This window comes from Rhodococcus sp. IEGM 1305 (genome assembly GCF_030058635.1).
Taxonomy (GTDB): Bacteria; Actinomycetota; Actinomycetes; order Mycobacteriales; family Mycobacteriaceae; genus Rhodococcus_F; species Rhodococcus_F opacus_D.
In genome coordinates this window covers 61,091-76,641 of record NZ_JASHKX010000031.1, presented here as the reverse complement: position 1 = coordinate 76,641, position 15,551 = coordinate 61,091, and the positions used below count along the sequence as shown (strand labels likewise).

General features: G+C 68.1%; 18 protein-coding genes. 11 read left to right on the top strand and 7 right to left on the bottom strand.

What is annotated here, in order from left to right; translation table 11 throughout:
* A partial coding sequence (gene fbaA, locus QM693_RS29280; protein WP_283354071.1) for a class II fructose-bisphosphate aldolase occupies nucleotides 1–908 on the top strand: 908 nt, incomplete at its 5' end.
* 59 nt (nucleotides 909–967) lie between these two features.
* Here the strand turns inward: fbaA and QM693_RS29275 are convergent.
* Entirely contained in the window at nucleotides 968–2,101 is a 1,134-nt protein-coding gene (locus QM693_RS29275; protein ID WP_283354070.1) for an Rv0361 family membrane protein, read from the bottom strand.
* 138 nt (nucleotides 2,102–2,239) lie between these two features.
* Between QM693_RS29275 and QM693_RS29270 the strand changes: the two genes are divergently transcribed.
* From QM693_RS29270 to QM693_RS29255, 4 genes are all read left to right on the top strand, one after another.
* Nucleotides 2,240–2,656: a DUF3151 domain-containing protein gene (locus QM693_RS29270; protein WP_005260038.1), complete on the top strand. Its 417-nt coding sequence runs from the start codon at nucleotides 2,240–2,242 to the stop codon at nucleotides 2,654–2,656.
* Between the two features lie 64 nt (nucleotides 2,657–2,720).
* The gene (locus QM693_RS29265; RefSeq protein ID WP_283331584.1) at nucleotides 2,721–3,788 is read left to right on the top strand and encodes an FUSC family protein; all 1,068 of its coding nucleotides are present in this window, start codon (nucleotides 2,721–2,723) and stop codon (nucleotides 3,786–3,788) included.
* Nucleotides 3,789–3,860: 72 nt separating this feature from the next.
* A complete protein-coding gene (locus tag QM693_RS29260) occupies nucleotides 3,861–4,787 on the top strand; it encodes a cation diffusion facilitator family transporter (RefSeq protein ID WP_283331583.1) in 927 nt (308 codons plus the stop codon).
* Between the two features lie 69 nt (nucleotides 4,788–4,856).
* Nucleotides 4,857–5,279 (top strand): hypothetical protein, encoded by a 423-nt coding sequence (locus QM693_RS29255; RefSeq protein WP_283354069.1) that lies wholly within the window; start codon nucleotides 4,857–4,859, stop codon nucleotides 5,277–5,279.
* 3 nt (nucleotides 5,280–5,282) lie between these two features.
* On the opposite strand, the gene QM693_RS29250 is transcribed toward QM693_RS29255, so the two are convergent.
* Complete coding sequence (locus QM693_RS29250) at nucleotides 5,283–5,744, bottom strand: pyridoxamine 5'-phosphate oxidase family protein (RefSeq protein WP_280784143.1); 462 nt, start codon at nucleotides 5,742–5,744, stop codon at nucleotides 5,283–5,285.
* Between the two features lie 63 nt (nucleotides 5,745–5,807).
* Here QM693_RS29250 and QM693_RS29245 point away from each other — a divergent pair, with 63 nt between their 5' ends.
* Entirely contained in the window at nucleotides 5,808–6,764 is a 957-nt protein-coding gene (locus QM693_RS29245) for a helix-turn-helix transcriptional regulator (protein ID WP_283354068.1), read from the top strand.
* 17 nt (nucleotides 6,765–6,781) lie between these two features.
* On the opposite strand, the gene QM693_RS29240 is transcribed toward QM693_RS29245, so the two are convergent.
* Both QM693_RS29240 and QM693_RS29235 read right to left on the bottom strand, forming a co-directional pair.
* Nucleotides 6,782–7,951 carry a thiolase family protein gene (locus QM693_RS29240; RefSeq protein WP_283354067.1) on the bottom strand — a complete coding sequence of 390 codons (1,170 nt, stop codon included), beginning with the start codon at nucleotides 7,949–7,951 and terminating at the stop codon, nucleotides 6,782–6,784.
* A 30-nt stretch (nucleotides 7,952–7,981) separates the two neighbouring features.
* Nucleotides 7,982–9,388, bottom strand: coding sequence for an MFS transporter (locus QM693_RS29235; protein WP_283354066.1), 1,407 nt, complete (start codon nucleotides 9,386–9,388; stop codon nucleotides 7,982–7,984).
* Between the two features lie 106 nt (nucleotides 9,389–9,494).
* Between QM693_RS29235 and QM693_RS29230 the strand changes: the two genes are divergently transcribed.
* From QM693_RS29230 to QM693_RS29215, 4 genes are read left to right on the top strand one after another with little or no spacing between them, the layout of a single operon-like run.
* Nucleotides 9,495–10,094, top strand: a complete 600-nt coding sequence (locus tag QM693_RS29230; protein ID WP_283354065.1) for a sulfite oxidase-like oxidoreductase — start codon at nucleotides 9,495–9,497, stop codon at nucleotides 10,092–10,094.
* Entirely contained in the window at nucleotides 10,084–10,851 is a 768-nt protein-coding gene (locus QM693_RS29225) for a ferredoxin reductase (RefSeq protein WP_283354064.1), read from the top strand. The genes QM693_RS29230 and QM693_RS29225 overlap by 11 nt, the downstream gene beginning before the upstream one ends.
* Before the next feature lie 19 nt (nucleotides 10,852–10,870).
* Complete coding sequence (locus QM693_RS29220) at nucleotides 10,871–11,143, top strand: DUF6510 family protein (protein WP_005238458.1); 273 nt, start codon at nucleotides 10,871–10,873, stop codon at nucleotides 11,141–11,143.
* 41 nt (nucleotides 11,144–11,184) lie between these two features.
* Complete coding sequence (locus tag QM693_RS29215; RefSeq protein WP_095867104.1) at nucleotides 11,185–11,682, top strand: winged helix-turn-helix transcriptional regulator; 498 nt, start codon at nucleotides 11,185–11,187, stop codon at nucleotides 11,680–11,682.
* A gap of 39 nt (nucleotides 11,683–11,721) precedes the next feature.
* Here the strand turns inward: QM693_RS29215 and QM693_RS29210 are convergent, their stop codons facing one another.
* Together QM693_RS29210 and QM693_RS29205 are read right to left on the bottom strand one after the other, a co-directional pair.
* Entirely contained in the window at nucleotides 11,722–12,495 is a 774-nt protein-coding gene (locus QM693_RS29210; protein ID WP_283354063.1) for a site-2 protease family protein, read from the bottom strand.
* Nucleotides 12,492–13,145 (bottom strand): hypothetical protein, encoded by a 654-nt coding sequence (locus QM693_RS29205; protein WP_241962211.1) that lies wholly within the window; start codon nucleotides 13,143–13,145, stop codon nucleotides 12,492–12,494. The genes QM693_RS29210 and QM693_RS29205 overlap by 4 nt, the downstream gene beginning before the upstream one ends.
* A 218-nt stretch (nucleotides 13,146–13,363) precedes the next feature.
* Between QM693_RS29205 and QM693_RS29200 the strand changes: the two genes are divergently transcribed.
* On the top strand, nucleotides 13,364–14,653 hold the full coding sequence (locus QM693_RS29200; RefSeq protein WP_005260012.1) for an adenylosuccinate synthase: 1,290 nt from the start codon (nucleotides 13,364–13,366) through the stop codon (nucleotides 14,651–14,653).
* Between the two features lie 98 nt (nucleotides 14,654–14,751).
* Here QM693_RS29200 and QM693_RS29195 read toward each other — a convergent pair whose 3' ends face one another.
* Nucleotides 14,752–15,486 carry a GntR family transcriptional regulator gene (locus QM693_RS29195; protein ID WP_283354062.1) on the bottom strand — a complete coding sequence of 245 codons (735 nt, stop codon included), beginning with the start codon at nucleotides 15,484–15,486 and terminating at the stop codon, nucleotides 14,752–14,754.
* Between the last annotated feature and the right edge of the window lie 65 nt (nucleotides 15,487–15,551).

Sequence of the window (15,551 nt, the reverse complement as noted above, 5' to 3'; positions counted from 1 at the left end):
ACGCCGGCAGTGACGGCATCATCCAGTTCTCGACCGGTGGCGCCGAGTTCGGTTCGGGCCTGGGCGTCAAGGACATGGTGACCGGCGCGGTCGCACTCGCCGAGTTCGCGCACGTGATCGCTGCCAAGTACGACGTCACGATCGCCCTGCACACCGACCACTGCCCCAAGGACAAGCTCGACACGTTCGTCCGCCCGCTGCTGGAGATCTCGCGGCAGCGCGTCGAGGCCGGCCGCAACCCGCTGTTCCAGTCCCACATGTGGGACGGTTCGGCTGTCCCGATCGACGAGAACCTGGAGATCGCCAAGGAACTCCTCGCGAAGGCGAAGGCCGCCAACATCATCCTCGAGGTCGAGATCGGCGTCGTCGGTGGCGAAGAGGACGGTGTGGAAGCCGAGATCAACGACAAGCTGTACACCTCGCCCGAGGACTTCGAGAAGACCGTCGACGCCCTCGGCACCGGCGAGAACGGCAAGTACCTGCTGGCCGCGACGTTCGGCAACGTGCACGGCGTCTACAAGCCGGGCAACGTCAAGCTGCGTCCCGAGGTGCTCGAGACCGGCCAGAAGGTCGCCGCCGCCAAGCTGGGGCTGTCCGAGAGCTCGCAGCCGTTCGACTTCGTCTTCCACGGTGGATCGGGCTCGCTGAAGTCGGAGATCGAGGCCGCGCTGAACTACGGCGTCGTCAAGATGAACGTCGACACCGACACCCAGTACGCGTTCACCCGTCCGATCGTGGGTCACATGTTCACCAACTACGACGGCGTGCTGAAGGTCGACGGCGAGGTCGGCAACAAGAAGGTCTACGACCCGCGCAGCTACCTGAAGAAGGCCGAGGCCGGCATGACTGCCCGTGTCGTCGAGGCCTGCAACGACCTCAAGTCCGCGGGACGTTCCGTCTCCGGATAGGCGCTTCGCGCCCGTGCGCCTTTCCGGTAGCCACCGCTACCGGAAAGGCGCACAGTCGTTTATCGGGGGTCGCAGATCTTCCAGGTGCCGTCGACCTTCTCGAGGTTGAACGTGCGCCACGACTGCTCGCCGGGGTTGGCGGCCGTGTGGGCCTTCACCTGGGCGATGGCGCTGTCGCCGGTGATCTGCACGGCGTCGACGCCGCCGACCACCGGAATGTTCTGCTGGTTCACGGCGACCTGGTGGACCTCGGCGAAATCCTGATCCGAGATGCCCTGGTAGTACTCGGCGAGGCTGCCGCAGGTGCTGGTGCGCAGCGTCGCCAGATCGCCCTGGGTGAGGGCCGCGACGAACGTGTCGATCGTTCCCTGCACCTGGGCCTCGGGGGAGTTCTCGGCCTGGTTGTTGTTGTAGACGATCACGCCGGCGACCGCGATGGCGGCGACGACGATGACGCCGGCGGCGATCGCGGCGAACAGCCACGCCTTGCCGTGCTTCTTCGCAGGCTGCTGCGCCGCGGCGACGCGCTGCGGCGCGCTCTGCTGGGGCGGCAGCACCCGCTGCGGTGCGGCCTTCGGCGGGGCGGACGCCGGCCGCGGGGGAGCCGGCGGCGGGGGCACGGGCCGCGCGTTCTGAGGCTGGTTCGTCTGGGCGGCGGCAGGTCGGGGCGGCGGCGGCGTCGCCGGGACGGCGGGCTTCGTCACCGGGATCGCGACCGTCTCATCGTCGGACGGCGGTGTCGCCTGCCCCTGCGCCGTCGGGTTCTGTGTGGTGGGTGTGCGGTGCATCTTCACGGTCGCGGCGTCGCCCGCTGCCGGCACGCTCTTCTGCGTCGGGATCGCGGTGGTGGCCGCCTCGGATGCCTTGTCCACGGGTTTCGCGGCAGAGTCCGGGCCGGCCTGAGGTGTCTCGGCTCGTGGGCGTGGTGCCGGAGGCTTGGGCAATTCGGGCTGCGGTTCGTCGGCCTTCTTCTCTGCTACCTTCTCGGGCGCCTTCTTCTGCGGGGGCTTCGGCGCGGGCGACTTCGGTGCGGCGGGCTCTGCGTCCGCCGCGGGCTGCGCGGTCTTCGCAGGCTTCGCGGTCGCGTCGGCGCCGTCGGCACCCTTGCCGGCGGTGGTGCCGGCCGCGGCCGGGCCGGACGGTGTGTCCGCGGCCGGCTTCTGAGTCGATTCGTCTTTCTTCGGGTCCTGCACTCGCTGCCCCTCGGTCTGCAGAGAAATGAACGTTGGGGGCAGCCTAACGACATCCTGCGTCATCGGAGACCGCGACAGGGCGCGTCGCGGACGCGGGCCGACGCAGTGACGGCGCCGCGGCGGGGGCACAATAGGCGCATGACGTCTTTCGGTGACCTTCTCGGACCACAGCCCACGCTGCTCCCCGGGGACGACGAGGCCGAGTCGGCCCTGTTGAACCACGAGGATCCGGCTTCCGTCGCAGCCGCCCATCCCACCGCATCCATCGCATGGGCCTACCTGGCCGAGGCGGCCCTCCAGGCCGACGAGACCATCGCGGCGTACGCCTACGCGCGCACCGGGTACCACCGTGGACTGGACCAGTTGCGTCGCAACGGGTGGAAGGGTTTCGGCCCGGTTCCGTACAGCCACGAACCCAACCGTGGTTTCCTCCGGTGCGTCGCCGTGCTGGCGAAGGCGGCGAAGGCGATCGGCGAAACGGACGAGTACGCGCGGTGCCTCGATCTGCTCGAGGACTGCGATCCCCGAGCCGCCGAAGCGCTTGGCGTCGGTTAGCGCCCTCAGCTCGGCGAAAGTCCGTGGCCGGGACGGGCTGAGGACTTCGGCCCAGCGACTGCGGGTGTCGGCACTGCCGATCCTGCAGTGCGCGATCGCTGCCGGCGCCGCCTGGTGGGTGGCGACGGTGGTGATCGGTCACCCGACGCCGTTCTTCGCGCCGATCGCGGCGGTGGTGTCGCTGGGGCTGTCTCTCGGCGCCCGCCTGCGCCGTTCCGTCGAGTTGGTGGCCGGTGTCACGATCGGGATCGGGGTCGGCGACCTCATCGTCTCCGTCATCGGGAGCGGTACCTGGCAGATCACTCTCGTCGTGATCCTGGCGATGTCCGCGGCCGTATTGCTGAACAGCGGACCGATCTTCTCGATGCAGGCGGGTAACTCCGCGGTGCTTGTGGCGACGTTGCTGCCACCCGGCGGCACCGCCGGTATCGACCGCATGGTGGACGCCTTGACCGGTGGTCTGGTGGGGATCGCCGTCGTCGCGCTGATCCCCACGCATCCCGTGGGGCGGGCGCGGAAGTACGCCGCGAACGTTCTCGGGACGGCGTCCGAGGTGATGCAGCTGGTGGCAGACGGTCTGGTGGCCAACGACGAGAAGCCTATCGAGAAGGCCCTCCAAAAGGCGAGGGCAACGCAGGCGTCCATCGACACGCTGCGGACCCACCTCGCCGGCGGCCGTGAGATCAGCCGAATCTCGCCGCTGTACTGGAACACCCGCGGCCGGCTCGAACGACTCACCGCGGCCGCGGACCCACTCGACAATGCGTTGCGCAACATCCGGGTTCTCGCGCGGCGTTCGCTCACGCTGGTGCGTGACGACGAGATTCTCAACCCACGGCTCGTCGACCAGGTGGAGAAACTCGCCCACGCCTTGGAAACCCTCCGGCAGATGGCGCTCGCCGACCCCGGTCAGCAACCCGATCAGGCCGAGGCGGCGCGAGTGCTGCGTTCGGTGGCGTCTGGACTGAAGCCGGAACTGGTGGAGAACGCGGGCTTGTCGGCCACGGTCGTCTTCGCGCAGATCCGGTCGCTGACCGTCGACCTTCTGCAGGTTGCAGGGCTGAAACGCATCTCGGCTATCGCCACCCTGCCGCCCACCGTGGAGAAGCCGGCCTATCGTCCCGAGCTCTGACCGCCCGAGCACGCTGTTGAACATATGCGTATGTACGCATATGATCGGCACAACTCGGGAGGAGGCTCACCCATGGGAGTCGGTCACGGCCATTCGCACGGCCATACGCAAGGCAGCGGTGAGGTAGGCCCGTCGCGGGGTCGGATCCGCCGCATGGTGATCGCTCTCGTCATCCTCCTCGCGTTCCTGGTTCTCGAGGTCGTCGTCGGTCTCACCGTCAACTCGCTGTCGCTGCTCGCCGACGCCGGGCACATGCTGACCGACGTCGTCGGAATGTCGATGGGGCTCGTCGCACTTCTCCTGGCACGCAAGGGCAGTGCCACCGCGGCCCGGACCTTCGGCTGGCATCGCGCCGAAGTGCTCACGGCCATGGCCAACGCCGCGATGCTGCTCGCCGTCGCGGTCTGGGTGTTCTACGAGGCGATCTCCCGCATCGGCGACGCCCCCGACCTTCCCGGCATGGCGCTGATCCTCACCGCATCCGTCGGACTCGCCGCGAACCTCGTGGTGATGCTGATGCTGCGCGCCGATTCCAAGGACAGCCTGGCCGTCCGCGGCGCCTACCTCGAAGTGCTCGCGGACGCCGTCGGCAGCGTCGGCGTGCTCATCGCCGGCGGCGTCGTGCTGGCGTTCGACTGGACCTACGCCGACATCATCGTCGGTGTCCTCATCTCGCTGTGGGTGGTGCCGCGGGCGATGAAACTCGCCGCCGCGTCGCTGCGCATCCTCACGCAGGCGTCCCCCGAGGACGTCGATGTCGAATCGGTCCAGGCCGACCTCGAAGCGCTGCCCGGGGTCACCGGCGTGCACGACCTCCACATATGGACGCTCACGACGGGAATGGACGTGGCCACCGTCCACCTCACCACGGACGCCGACTCGTCCGTCGTCCTCGAATCGGCGCGGACCGTCCTCGAGAGCCACCTGCTCTCGCACGCGACAGTGCAGGTGGAATCCACCGCCAACGGACGCCACTGCGCCGAGAACGTCACCTGGTAGGCGCCCTGTCTGTTTCGTCCGGTATCGCGGCGGGAAATCGTTGCGGGACGACTCACGAAAGGGAACACCATGTCCACTCTCGCAGCGTTCGCACGACCCGTCGCCGTTGCCGCACTCGGTGCGGCCGCCCTCTTCGCAGCACCGGCCACCGCCTCCGCCGCGCCGTTCATGCCCGACCCGCTGGCGAACTGCAGCGGCGATCCGAGCATCATCGTAGAGAAGGAGGAAGGCGACCTGGTCGAGTGGGATTTCGATGCTCCCGAGGGCGCGACCACCGACGCTCAGGTGACCTACCTCAACATTGGTCAAGCGCCGACAGTCGGCACGTCCGGGCCCCTCGTGAACGAGAAGGGCACCGCCGAAGGGCCGGAGAAGGATCTGCCGGGCTTCACCGCCCACCTGATTCCCGGCGGAACCTACGATCCGGACGGTCCTGCCAAGAACGGCGTTGCGACCTGCCCCCTCGGCTTCGGATTCGCCGTCACGCAGTAACCGTCACTTGGTGAACCGGGTGACCTCCGCACCCGGTCGCCACAGATCGACGTACAGGTGGTCGCCGTCGACGGTGGTGAGCACCACCTCGTCGAGGCCGAGTTCGAAGACGTCCGCCTCGGGGATCTCGTCGGGGTAGTGCGCGAGGATCTGCAGTTTGCGTTCCCCGAGGATCTCCTGTGCGCGGCCGCTGATCTTGGCGTCGCCGCCGTCCATCGTGTGGTGACCGGGGTTGCTGTGGAGAGAGAATCGCGGATCGCGTTGCAGGTCCTGTACTTTGCGTGCACCAACCATCGAGCCGAGCAGTAACGCGCCTTCGTAGAACTCGACCTCGGTGCCGCTCACCCTCGGGGAACCGTCCTTGCGGAGCGTCGCCAGTACGTGGTGCTTGTGCGCCTCGAAGCGTGCGGCGACAGCCTTGGCGAGGTCGGGTGCTTCGGTCTCGAACTGCGTCCAGTTGGTCATGCCGACCAGTGTGCTCTCCTATCCCTGACATCTACTGTCAGGGATTTTCACTAGAATCGGAGCATGCGTTCGAGTCGGCTCGTCGAGGTCATGCTCCGTCTGGAGGGCAGTCGCGGGGCCACCGCGCAGCAACTCGCGGACGAGCTCGGGGTCTCGGTCCGCACCGTGTATCGCGACGTCACGGCGTTGTCGGCGGCCGGTGTGCCGTTGTGGACGGAGAGCGGGCCCGGCGGCGGAATCCGGTTGCTCGACGGCTGGCAGTCGAAACTCGGCGGCATGACGGGCGAGGAGACGTCCGCGTTGATGTTGCTCGGTGTCCCGTCGATCGCCGACGATCTCGGTCTTCGCGACGTCACCGCTGCGGCGCAGTCGAAGCTGTTGGGGGCGTTGCCGGTCCCGTTGCGCGCCGGGGCTCAGCTGTGGCGAGATCGCCTGTACGTCGACGCCCCCGGCTGGTTCGACGGACCACGCGACAACGGTGAGCTCCCGGTGGTGGCGTCCGCGGTGCTCGAGGGTCGGCGCCTCGGCATCCGCTACCGCAAGGGGAGCCGTTCGGCGGCAAGAACTCTCGACCCCCTGGGGCTGGTGGCGAAGGCCGGTGTCTGGTATCTCGTTGCGCAGCACCGCGGACGGACGCTGTCGTATCGCGTGTCGCGGATCAGTGACGCGACCGTGCTGAAACAAGCGGCGGTGCGGCCCGACAACTTCGATCTGGGTGCGTGGTGGTCGGCGTCGGTGGCCGAATTCGATCGTGCGCTCCTGCGTTTCCGGTGCCGGGTGCGCCTGTCGCCCGCGTCGTGGCGCCGGCTGCCCCGGGTGGTCGGTGTGGAGGCCGCACGGGTCGAAGCCGGAACGCCGGACGACGACGGCTGGGTGACCGTCGACCTGGTGCTCGAGGCCGAGGACGTGGCGCTCGAGCAGATGACCGTTCTCGGCGGGGGAGTCGAAGTGCTCCAGCCGCACTCGCTGCGAGAGTCGCTGCGTGCGGTGGGGGACGCGATCGCCCGCCGAAACGGCTGAGGTGGACTACTGCCGCGTCACACGAGTCGTTCGAGCACCGTGGCATTGGCGAGTCCGCCGGCCTCGCACATGGTCTGCAGCCCGAACCGGGCCCCGCGCTGCTCCATCGCGTTGACCAGCGTGGTCATGATGCGGGCGCCACTGGCCCCCAGTGGATGTCCGAGCGCGATCGCGCCGCCGTGCACGTTGACGCGGTCCAGGTCGGCTCCGGTGTCTGCCGCCCAGGCCAGGACCACCGACGCGAACGCCTCGTTGACCTCGAACAGGTCGATGTCGGAGATGTCGAGTCCGCTGCGCTGCAGCACCTTGCGTGTCGCGGGAATGACGGCGGTGAGCATCATCAGCGGGTCGTCGCCGACGACGGCGAAGCTGTGGAGCCGGGCCAGCGGCCGCAGTCCCAGGCGTCCCGCGATCTCACTCGTGGTGATCATCAGCGCCGCACCTCCGTCGGACAGGGGACTGCTGTTGCCCGCGGTGATCGACCAGTCGATCTGCGGGAACCGCTCCTCGTAGAAGTCGCTGCGGAAGGCCGGTCGCAGGCCGGCGAGTGCGTCGAGCGTCGTGTCCGGCCGGATGGCCTCGTCGACGCTCAGTTCCGGCAGGACGGCGAGTTCCTTCGCGAAGTTCCCGGCACTCGTTGCCGCCGCGGCCTTCTGGTGGCTGCGCAGGGCGAACTCGTCGAGCTGGGTGCGGGACAGTCCCCACCGGGCGGCGATGAGTTCGGCGCTGATTCCCTGCGGGACGAGGCCGTCGGGGTAGCGGCGCTCGAAGCCCACGCCCATCGATTCGCGTCCGATGCTGCTGGATCCCATCGGAACTCGGCCCATCGATTCGACACCGGCGGCGACGACGATGTCGTAGGCACCCGACATCACGCCCTGCGCGGCGAAGTGAACGGCCTGCTGGCTGCTGCCGCACTGCCGGTCGACGGTCGTGCCGGGCACGGATTCGGGGAATCCGGCGGCCAGAAGCGCACTGCGGGTGATGTTCTGGCTCTGGTCCCCGACCTGGGTGACGGTGCCGCCGATGACGTCGTCGATCAGCGCGGGATCGATTCCCGTGCGCTCGACGAGGGTCGACAGGCTGTGGGCGAGAAGGTCGACGGGGTGCACTCCGTGCAGGGCGCCCGAGGGCTTGCCCTTACCGATCGGCGTGCGGACGGCCTCGACGATGACGGCGTCTCTCATGATCGTTCCTTTCGGTGCTGTGAGTACTTGTCAACCGCGGGCGGTTGACAAGTACTCACGGGGTGGATTCATCCGGGTGGCGGTGAGTGCGGCGACGACGGCCACCACAGCCACCGCCGACCAGGCGAGTTGGAACGCGGCGTGGGTGTCTTCGTCACCGGCGGTCGTACCGAGGAGGGCGACCAGCATGCTCACGCCCAGCACGGTTCCGACCTGACGGCTCATGGTGACGACGGCGCTACCGGTGGCCGAGCGCGACTGCGGTAGTCCGGCGGTGGCGGACGACAGGATCGTCGGCAACGCCAGACCGACCCCGACACCGGCGATCATCCAGCCGGGCAGTAGTTCCGACGCGTACTGCGGTTCCATCCCGACGGACGAGAGAACGAGCACGGCGCCGGCCGCCCACAGGGCGCTGCCCGCTGCGGTGATCGCTCCGGCCGAGAACCTGCGGGACAGGAACTGGCCGACCACGGCGAACACCGGCACCATCAATGGGCCCGGCGCGATCGCGAGACCCGTCAGCAGCGCGGAGTACCCCCACACCTGCTGCAGCCACAGGATGTTCGCGAGCAGGCCGGCTGCGAAGGCGGCACTGAACGCGAGCGCCGTCACGTTCGACCAGGCGAACGTCCGCACCTTCAGCATGGCGGGTTCGATGAGCGGCTCGCGCTGCCTGCTGTTTCTCCACCAGAACAGTGCGACCGACGCGGCAGCGACGGTGAACGCGAGCGCGATTCGGGGGTCGCCCCAGCCCCAGTCGGGTCCCTGGACCAGCCCGAGTGCGAGGGCGCCGATGCCGACGGTCAGTAGTGCAGCGCCGAACAGGTCGAGGTCCGCGTCGCGGGCGGTCGGGCGGAAGTCGGGGACCAACCGGACGGTGGCGATCAGGAACGCGATTCCGATGGGGACGTTGATCAGGAAGGCCCAGCGCCACGACGCCTCGACGAGCAGGCCACCCACCACGGGTCCGAAGGCCGCGGCCGCGGCACCCGACGCGGCCCAGATCCGGACCGCGCCCGCACGTCTGGCTTCGGGGACCGTGCTGATGAGCAGTCCCAGGCTGGCTGGGGTCAGGGCGGCCGCACCGACGGCCTGAAGGAGTCGGAAGGCGACGAGCAGCCACAGCGAGGGGCTCAGCGCGCATGCCGCGCTGGCCGCGGTGAACAGCGCCAGCCCGAGAAGGAATCCGCGCCGGCGGCCGACGCGGTCGGCCCAGCGTCCGAGCGGAACCAGGAGTGCGGCGAACACGATCGCGTAGCCGCCCAGCACCCAGCTGAGGTCGCCGAGGCTGTACCCGGGATAGCTCGCCGCGATGTCGCCGAACGCAACGTTGACGACGAACAGATCGAGGCTGGCGACGAACGGCGCGCCGGAGAGGACGGTGAGGAGCGGGCCGACCCGCACTTCCTCACGCACCTGACTATTGAGGGCCATAGTCAGCAATCTACACCTGACTATGACTAACGCAAGTCAGGTGTGATGGGCGACTCGGATCGCCGGTTTGCGCTGCGAAGACCCCGCGGCGGTCCTAACGTGAGGCATGGCTGTTCTGACCCCCGGCTTCCACGGCAGACCTCGCAGCGAGCACTCTCTTCCGCCCGGGCAGTACGAGGTCGGCGATTTCCCGGTCCTCTCGGCAGGACCGACGCCCCGCGTCCCGACCGAGACGTGGACGCTGACCGTGACGGACGAGACCGGCCGGCGCCACGAGTGGTCGTGGGCCGAATTCATGAAGCTCCCGCAGGAGCGGCCGACGGTCGACCTCCACTGCGTCACGCGATGGTCGAAGTTCGGAACCTCGTGGAAGGGCGTCTCCCTCGACACCCTGTTCGCGGACGTCGAGACGTCCGCGGGATTCGTCCTCGTCGGATGCGACGGCGGCTACACCACCAACCTTCCCGTCTCCGACATCCTCGGCGGCAAGGCGTGGATCGTGCACACCTACGAGGGCGCGCCACTCACGCCGGTGCACGGGGGTCCGGCCCGTCTGCTCGTGCCTCATCTCTACCTGTGGAAGTCCGCGAAGTGGGTTCGGTCGATCCAGCTCGCCACCCAGGACGTCCCGGGTTTCTGGGAACAACTCGGGTACCACGATCGCGGCGACCCGTGGCGGGAGCAGAGGTATCAGGGTGACCAGTGAACTTCTGGGCCGGGCGGTGCTCAGCTGGCGAGTGGCGGAACTCGTCGAGTCGTGGCCCGAGACGGCGAGTGCGCGGGCCCTGGTCCTCGAGGTCCCGGAGTGGCCTGGGCATCGCGCCGGGCAGCACGTCGATCTCCGCCTGACCGGTCCCGACGGATACACCACCGAACGGAGTTACTCGCTGGCGTCGCCGGCCGAGCGTTCACCGGACGGGTGGCGACTGCAGTTGGTCGTCCAGCGGGTGGCGGACGGCGAGGTGTCTCCGTATCTGACCGACGTGTTCGCCGCGAGCAATCTGATCGAGGTGCGCGGACCGATCGGTGGCTGGTTCGTGTGGTCGCCGCGCGAAGGTGGCGGCGCGCCGGTGCTTCTCGTCGCGGGTGGGTCGGGGATCGTGCCGCTGATGTCGATGGTTCGCGAGCGCCGGTTCCGCCACGACCGCACGCCGTTCCGGCTCGTGTACTCCCTCCGGACGCGGGCCGACCAGTTGTTCGCGGACGAGCTGAACAGGCCCGGGAGCGGCGACGGGGGAGTCGAGACGTTCGTTCTCCACACTCGCGAGGACTCGCCGCGGCGCCCGGCGGGTCGGATCACTGCCGCCGATCTCGCGGCGTGGGGATGGCCGGCGGACTTCGCGCCGCGCTGCTTCGTGTGCGGGCCCACCGGATTCGTCGAGGAGGCGGCTCGCCTGCTGCTCTCGCTCGGGCACTCGCCGGACGACATCAAGACGGAGCGGTTCGGTCCCTCGGGGCCGTGACCGGAGGAAGGAATTGTCGATGAGTACGTTGCAGGGCAACGACTTCGAGGACGGGAACGTTCTCGGCGGGCCGTTCGCGGAGATCTTCGTTCACGACCTCACCGCGGCGACCGGACAGTGCCGGTTCTGCGGTCTCGACGGACCGATGGCGGCCGTGCACGTCTATACGCGCGCGCCCGGTGTCGTCGTGCGGTGCCCGGGATGTCAGGAGGTGCTGCTGCGGCTGGTGTCGACTCCGCGTGGGCTCGAACTCGACGCCAGCGGGCTGTCGCACCTGTCCTGGAAGTTGTAGCTGCTGACTATGGAATTTGCAAGTCAGCTATGCTGAGGTGCATGGACGCGGCACGGTTGGACGGCTTTCTCGCAGATCGCGACACCTGGCGGGCGACGCACTGCTCCATCGGCAAGGCGATGGACGTGATCGGCACGCGTTCGGCCGTCCTGATCCTGCGCGAGGCCTACTACGGCACCACGCGATTCGACGACTTCGCGAAACGGGTCGGCATCACCGAGGCCGTGGCGGCGTCCCGACTGCGTGAACTGACGGCCGAGGGCCTGTTCGAGCGGCAACCCTACAAGGAGCCCGGGCAGCGCACCCGCTACGAATACGTGCTCACCGAGAAGGGGCGTGACCTTCTACCTGCCGTGCTCGCGCTGATGCAGTGGGGCGACAAGTACCTCCAGGGCAAGCGCGGTGCGCCGATCGGGATGCGGGACGACGCGACCGGCGAAGCTGTGCGCGTCGAGGTCCGCAGCCCCGACCGCGAGGTGCCGTTGGCGGAACTGCGGCTGACCCCCAACTTCACCGAAGAGGATGCGTCCCGCCCGTGAGTACTTGTTAACCGCGGGCGGTTGACAAGTACTCACGGGTCAGAGCCAGAAGCGCATCAGGTAGTTGCCGTACTGCGCGTAGATCTCCGGCACCCCGGACAGTTCGAACAGCCGGTAGATGACGTCGAAGAACACCACGTTGATCGACGGCACGAACAGCAGCGCCACGAGGATCAGCAGTCCGTACGGCTTGAACTGGTCGACGGACCTGCGGGTGCGCGGCGGCAGGAACGGTTCGAGCGCGGCGTACCCGTCGAGTCCGGGCACCGGCAGGAGATTGAGCACGGTGGCCATCACCTGCAGGAACGCGAGAAAGCTCAGTCCCGTCCAGAACACCTGGTGGTCGCCGCCCAGCCCGAACCAGCGGATCACGGCGAGCAGGACGATCGCGGACACCAGGTTCACGGCAGGTCCGGCGAGCGACACCCGCGCCTGCACCTTCGGCGAGAACAGTCCGGTGCGCAGGTACACGGCGCCGCCGGGCAGCCCGATCCCGCCGAGCGCGATGAACAGCACCGGCAGACCGATCGACAGCAGTGGGTGGCTGTATTTCACCGGGTTGAGCGTGAGGTAGCCGCGTACCTCGACGTCGGTGTCGCCGTGCCGCCACGCCGTGTACGCGTGCGCGAACTCGTGCAGGCAGAGCGTCACCACCCATCCCGCGACGACCAGCAGGAACACCCCGACGTGGCCGAGCACCGACTCCAGTTCGGCGCGCCACGCGAGAACACCACCGGCGACCGCGACGGCGACGACGAGGAGGAACACCGGACTGAGCCGGACCGCGGTGATCCGCGCCCTGGGCAGGCTCATCGGACCAGCAACCACTCTTGATCGTGCCGGTAGAACGTCGAACGCTTGACGTCGCGTGGGTTCGGTACGCCGTCCCGGTTCAGCGCCGCCGCGGGCGACCCGAGCTGCACGGCGCGACCCTCGACCCAGCGGCGGGGGAGCCAGCGCCTGCGAGGCTCGACCGACGCCCGCAGACCGGGCATCCGTGGGGTCGGGGTGACGTTCATGCTCGTCGTCGTCCCCGAGAACAGCCGGGTGTCGTCGACGTAGGCCTCGCCGACGAGCGGACCCCCGTCCGGACCCGTGACGGTGGCGCACCCGACGAGCGCGATCCCCGCGTCGTCGCGGATGAGGGGGACCGGCTTGGCCGTCCCCTTCAGCGCGGTGCGGGCGCCGCGGGCGCCGGAGGACAGGTGGTAGGCGTCCGTCGCCTCCGAACGATGCTCCGCGACGTACGCGAGTTCGATGTGCAGGCGATCGGTGCGCATCAACCGGGTCAGGGTGGCCGCGAAGGCGGCGTCGCTGCCCACCACGATCAGTCGCGGATCCACGACGACCTGAAGTTTGGAGAAGACCTCGTCGAAGTCGTCCTTGTCCGGGACGGCAGGTGCGCTCGAGGTCGAAATGGAGCCCAGAGGCAGGGGAAGCGGCACGTCGCCGCAAATGAGCACTACGGGGGTCAACGCCACTCCTCGCCCGGATGTCCCGCCGCGATTTCCGCAGCTTCCCTTTCGGATCATCCTAGTGGCACGCCCGAGATGGCCTCCCCAGCCGTACTGTGGGGTCTGTTCTCCGTGCCCTCGGCTAGACTGTTCCCCCGGCCACTGCCTACGAACGGCAGGACCACGCAGTCGGATACGACTGTACGTCGACCGTAGGAGACAACGTCATGCCGGCAATCGTCCTGATCGGCGCCCAGTGGGGCGACGAGGGCAAGGGCAAAGCTACCGATCTACTGGGCGGACGCCTGCAGTGGGTGGTGCGCTACCAGGGCGGTAACAACGCCGGACACACAGTGGTTCTTCCGAACGGCGACAAGTTCGCTCTGCATCTGATCCCGTCCGGAATCCTCACTCCGGGCGTCACGAACGTCATCGGCAACGGTGTCGTGGTGGACCCGGGAGTGCTGCTCACCGAACTCGCCGGACTCGACGAGCGGGGCGTGGACACCAGCCGCCTGCTGCTCTCGGCCGATGCGCACCTGATCATGCCGTACCACGTGGCCATCGACAAGGTCACCGAACGCTTCCTCGGGGCCAAGAAGATCGGCACCACCGGCCGCGGCATCGGGCCCTGCTACCAGGACAAACTCGCGCGTGTCGGCGTCCGCGTGCAGGATGTGCTGGACGAGAAGATCCTCACCCAGAAGGTCGAGGCGGCACTCGAGTTCAAGAACCAGGTGCTCGTCAAGATCTACAACCGCAAGGCCCTCGACCCGCAGCAGGTCGTCGACGAGGTGCTCGAGCAGGCCGACGGTTTCAAGCACCGCATCGCGGACACGCGCCTGCAGCTCAACGAGGCACTCGAGCGCGGTGAGACGGTGCTGCTGGAGGGTTCGCAGGGCACGCTCCTCGACGTCGACCACGGCACCTACCCGTACGTGACGTCGTCCAACCCGACGTCCGGTGGCGCAGCGGTCGGTTCGGGCATCGGACCCACCAAGATCACGACGGTGCTGGGCATCCTCAAGGCGTACACCACCCGCGTCGGCTCGGGCCCGTTCCCGACCGAACTCTTCGACCAGAACGGCGAATACCTCGCCAAGACCGGTGGCGAGGTGGGTGTCACCACCGGCCGTGCCCGTCGCACCGGATGGTTCGATGCCGTGATCGCCCGCTACGCAACGCGTGTCAACGGCATCACCGACTACTTCCTCACCAAGCTCGACGTGCTCAGCAGCCTCGACACCATCCCGATCTGTGTCGGTTACGACGTCGACGGCGTGCGGTACGACGAGATGCCCATGTCGCAGACCGACGTTCACCACGCCAAGCCGATCTACGAGGAAATGCCCGGCTGGTGGGAAGACATCTCGCACGCCCGGACGTTCGAGGAACTCCCGAAGAACGCGCAGAACTACGTCCTGCGCCTCGAGGAGCTGTCGGGTGCGTACATCTCCTGCATCGGCGTCGGCCCCGGCCGCGACGAGACCATCGTCCGCCGGGACGTGGTTCGGTAGTCCGCGCTCTTCTTCGCTTGACCCGTCGCCCGATGTCACCGCGGTTCCGTCAGATCGAACCGATGTGACATCGGGCGACGGGTAGGTGGTGCGGCAACCTACAGGGTTGCGGGCAGGGACGGCGCGAGGCGCTCCAACGTCGGCTTGCGCCCGTGCTCGATGTGAGCGAACGCGCTGGCTTCCGCGAGTCTCCCGTTTCCGCTGCGGATCGCTTCGACGAGTTCCCGGTGCGCCGCACACGACACCGCGGGATTGTGGTGCCACGTCAGCCGGAACAACCAGTGGACCCGGCCCATCAGCGAATTCATCACCGACACGAGAAGCTTGTTGCCGGACAGTTCGACGACGTCCATGTGGAACCGCGCGTTGACTGCCGGGATCAGGAGGGGTTCGTCGTTTCCGATCAATTCCTCGGTGCGCGCCATCGTCGACAGCAGCGCCTCCATGGATGCACCCCGAGCGACGTTCTCGGCTGCGCATCGTGCCGCGTACGGTTCCAACGCCAACCGCACGTCGAACAGTTCCTCGATGTCGCGTAACGACAGCTGAGTCACGACCGCGCCCCGCCGCGGCAGGATCTGAATGAAACCGTCCCACTCCAGCTGGGGCAACGCCTCGCGGAGCGGGACCCGCGAGACGTCGAACTCCTGCGACAGTTCGCGCTCCCGCAGGCGACTGCCGGGTGGATACGCGCCCGAGATGATGCGCTCACGAATCACGGAATAGATCTGCTTCGGGAGTGGCACGTCCGACAGTCCGCCGGTCACGCCCGTGCCCAGAGGCGACATCGTGGATGTCGCGACCCCGATCTCGCCGTTCAGGTTCACCGTCATGAACCGATCATGGCATACCAAGTTGAAGTCGACCACCGGACGCGTTTCACGACAGTGCTGGTCAG

Bases quoted from the DNA above. Each gene is read 5' to 3' on its own strand.
- QM693_RS29250 (WP_280784143.1), bottom strand. From the start codon at position 5,744: ATGACCAACTGGACGCAGTTCGAGACCGAAGCACCCGACCTCGCCAAG.
- QM693_RS29260 (WP_283331583.1), top strand. From the start codon at position 3,861: ATGGGAGTCGGTCACGGCCATTCGCACGGCCATACGCAAGGCAGCGGT.
- QM693_RS29235 (WP_283354066.1), bottom strand. From the start codon at position 9,388: ATGGCCCTCAATAGTCAGGTGCGTGAGGAAGTGCGGGTCGGCCCGCTC.
- QM693_RS29195 (WP_283354062.1), bottom strand. From the start codon at position 15,486: ATGACGGTGAACCTGAACGGCGAGATCGGGGTCGCGACATCCACGATG.
- QM693_RS29200 (WP_005260012.1), top strand. From the start codon at position 13,364: ATGCCGGCAATCGTCCTGATCGGCGCCCAGTGGGGCGACGAGGGCAAG.
- QM693_RS29215 (WP_095867104.1), top strand. From the start codon at position 11,185: ATGGACGCGGCACGGTTGGACGGCTTTCTCGCAGATCGCGACACCTGG.
- QM693_RS29255 (WP_283354069.1), top strand. From the start codon at position 4,857: ATGTCCACTCTCGCAGCGTTCGCACGACCCGTCGCCGTTGCCGCACTC.
- QM693_RS29240 (WP_283354067.1), bottom strand. From the start codon at position 7,951: ATGAGAGACGCCGTCATCGTCGAGGCCGTCCGCACGCCGATCGGTAAG.
- QM693_RS29220 (WP_005238458.1), top strand. From the start codon at position 10,871: ATGAGTACGTTGCAGGGCAACGACTTCGAGGACGGGAACGTTCTCGGC.
- QM693_RS29270 (WP_005260038.1), top strand. From the start codon at position 2,240: ATGACGTCTTTCGGTGACCTTCTCGGACCACAGCCCACGCTGCTCCCC.
- QM693_RS29210 (WP_283354063.1), bottom strand. From the start codon at position 12,495: ATGAGCCTGCCCAGGGCGCGGATCACCGCGGTCCGGCTCAGTCCGGTG.
- QM693_RS29230 (WP_283354065.1), top strand. From the start codon at position 9,495: ATGGCTGTTCTGACCCCCGGCTTCCACGGCAGACCTCGCAGCGAGCAC.
- QM693_RS29245 (WP_283354068.1), top strand. From the start codon at position 5,808: ATGCGTTCGAGTCGGCTCGTCGAGGTCATGCTCCGTCTGGAGGGCAGT.